Origin of the sequence: Immundisolibacter sp. (genome assembly GCF_041625615.1) — a bacterium.
Classification (GTDB): Bacteria; Pseudomonadota; Gammaproteobacteria; order Immundisolibacterales; family Immundisolibacteraceae; genus Immundisolibacter.
Genome location: NZ_JBFJTF010000236.1, coordinates 1 through 1,615, shown reverse-complemented (window position 1 = coordinate 1,615; position 1,615 = coordinate 1). Strand labels below are relative to the sequence as shown.

Sequence of the window (1,615 nt, the reverse complement as noted above, 5' to 3'; positions counted from 1 at the left end):
AGGCGGTGAAGGTCCGCGCATCCGGCGCCGGCCGCACCAGCCAGAAGTCGGTGAAGGCGGGAAACTCCTCACCGCTGGGCAGGCCGGCGTCAATTGCCAGCGCCCGCGCCCGGGCACCGCCGGGCCGCAGCGGCATACCGGCCCGCAGGAAGCTGCCGCCCAGGCACTCCAGCGCCGGTACCCAGCTGTCGCCGCGGCGGGCGTAGACGGTGAAACCGGCATAGCCCAGGTCGCCCGGCACCCGCTGGCGGTCGACGCCCGGGCCGTAGAAGAACTGGGCCGGTGCAAACCGCAGCGGCCGTGTCTGGCCCTCGGCGATTTCGCGCATCTCCACCGCCGGGCGGTAGATGCTGCCGCGGTGGTGAAAGCGCACCGAGAACGGCAGTCCCTGCCCCGCCCACAGCGCGGCGCTGGGATCGAAGCGAATCTCCTGCCAGGCCTGCGGGTCGAGTTGCTGCAGCCAGTCCGGCAACGTCACCGGCGTCGGCTGGTACGGCTGCTCAGCCCGCTGCCGGGCCGCCTCGACCGCCTGCGGCCAGCCCACGTCGGCGGCCTGCGCGGCGCCGGCCAGCAGCAGGCAGCTCAGCGCCCACAGGCGCACGGCTGTGCGGCCTTGATGGCACCCGGACGCGCTTTCACGGCGCCAGATCGACATAGTCCCAGGTCTCGGTGACGGCTTGATAGTCATGCTGGAGGTAGGCGCGCAGCTGCAACGGGCCCTCGCTCTCCCGGTCGAATTCGAACAACAGGCGCCAGCCACCGGTGTGTGGGTTGGCCACCAGGCGCTGGCTGTGCAGCTGACCGCCACGGCCGATGTCCACCACCGCCTCCGGCACGGTGCCGGCCGGCAGTTGCAGACCGCCGAAGTCGACCGCGTAGCGGCGCCGCGCGTCCTGCCCGGCGGCGCCGCTGCGGGTGGCCACCACCCGCCCTACGGGCATGGACGCCTCGCGCGCCAGCCAGCGCACGGTGTAGGCGAGTTCCAGCACCGAGCCCGGCGCCGGCGCCTGGGCGGGCACGAAGCCGACCTGCACGTTGTAGGCGGCAAGATCCGGCGCCGGTTGTTCGAGCAGGCGCAGCTGTCCGTCGCCCCAGTCGCCATCGGGTTCCACCCACACGTCGGGCTGGCGCGGGTGTGGGCTGCCCGGCGCGTAGCTGGCCGGCGTGCGGTCACGCTGGCGCAATCCCCAGCCGCGCGGCATGACGCCGAGGAAGCTGTCCGCCCGTGGCGCCGGCGGGTTGTGCAGCGGCCGCCAGATCCAGCCGGCCGGGTTTCGCACAGACAGACCATCGACCGTGTGCTGCTCGTCCTGCAGGGGCGACACCCGGCCGGGCCGGTGCTCGTCCTGCACGAAGCTGCCGACCAGCGGCGCCAGCAGCAGCGGGCCGATTCCCTCTCGCGGGTAAAGCGCCAGCCGTACCCGCGCCCGTGCGTCGCTGCCCGGCATCAGATCCATCTGCGCGGCGGCGACCAGCGTCGCCGACTCGGCCAGTGCATACACCCGCAGCTGATGCGCGCCGGCCGCCGGTCGCACCAGCCAGTGGTCGGTGAACGGCACCGGATGCGCCACGCCGTTGTGGTCCAGGCTGGCCACCAGCCAGGCCGCGGCGCCGT

The 1,615-nt window shown here is 73.4% G+C and carries 2 protein-coding genes; both read right to left on the bottom strand.

Annotated elements, in window-relative coordinates; translation table 11 throughout:
- Positions 1–601 (bottom strand): glucan biosynthesis protein (locus tag ABYX71_RS11875; protein ID WP_372696701.1); only part of this gene is annotated, 601 nt, incomplete at its 3' end.
- Positions 602–635: 34 nt separating this feature from the next.
- Positions 636–1,615: glucan biosynthesis protein (locus ABYX71_RS11870; protein ID WP_372696700.1), on the bottom strand; the 980-nt coding region annotated here is incomplete at its 5' end.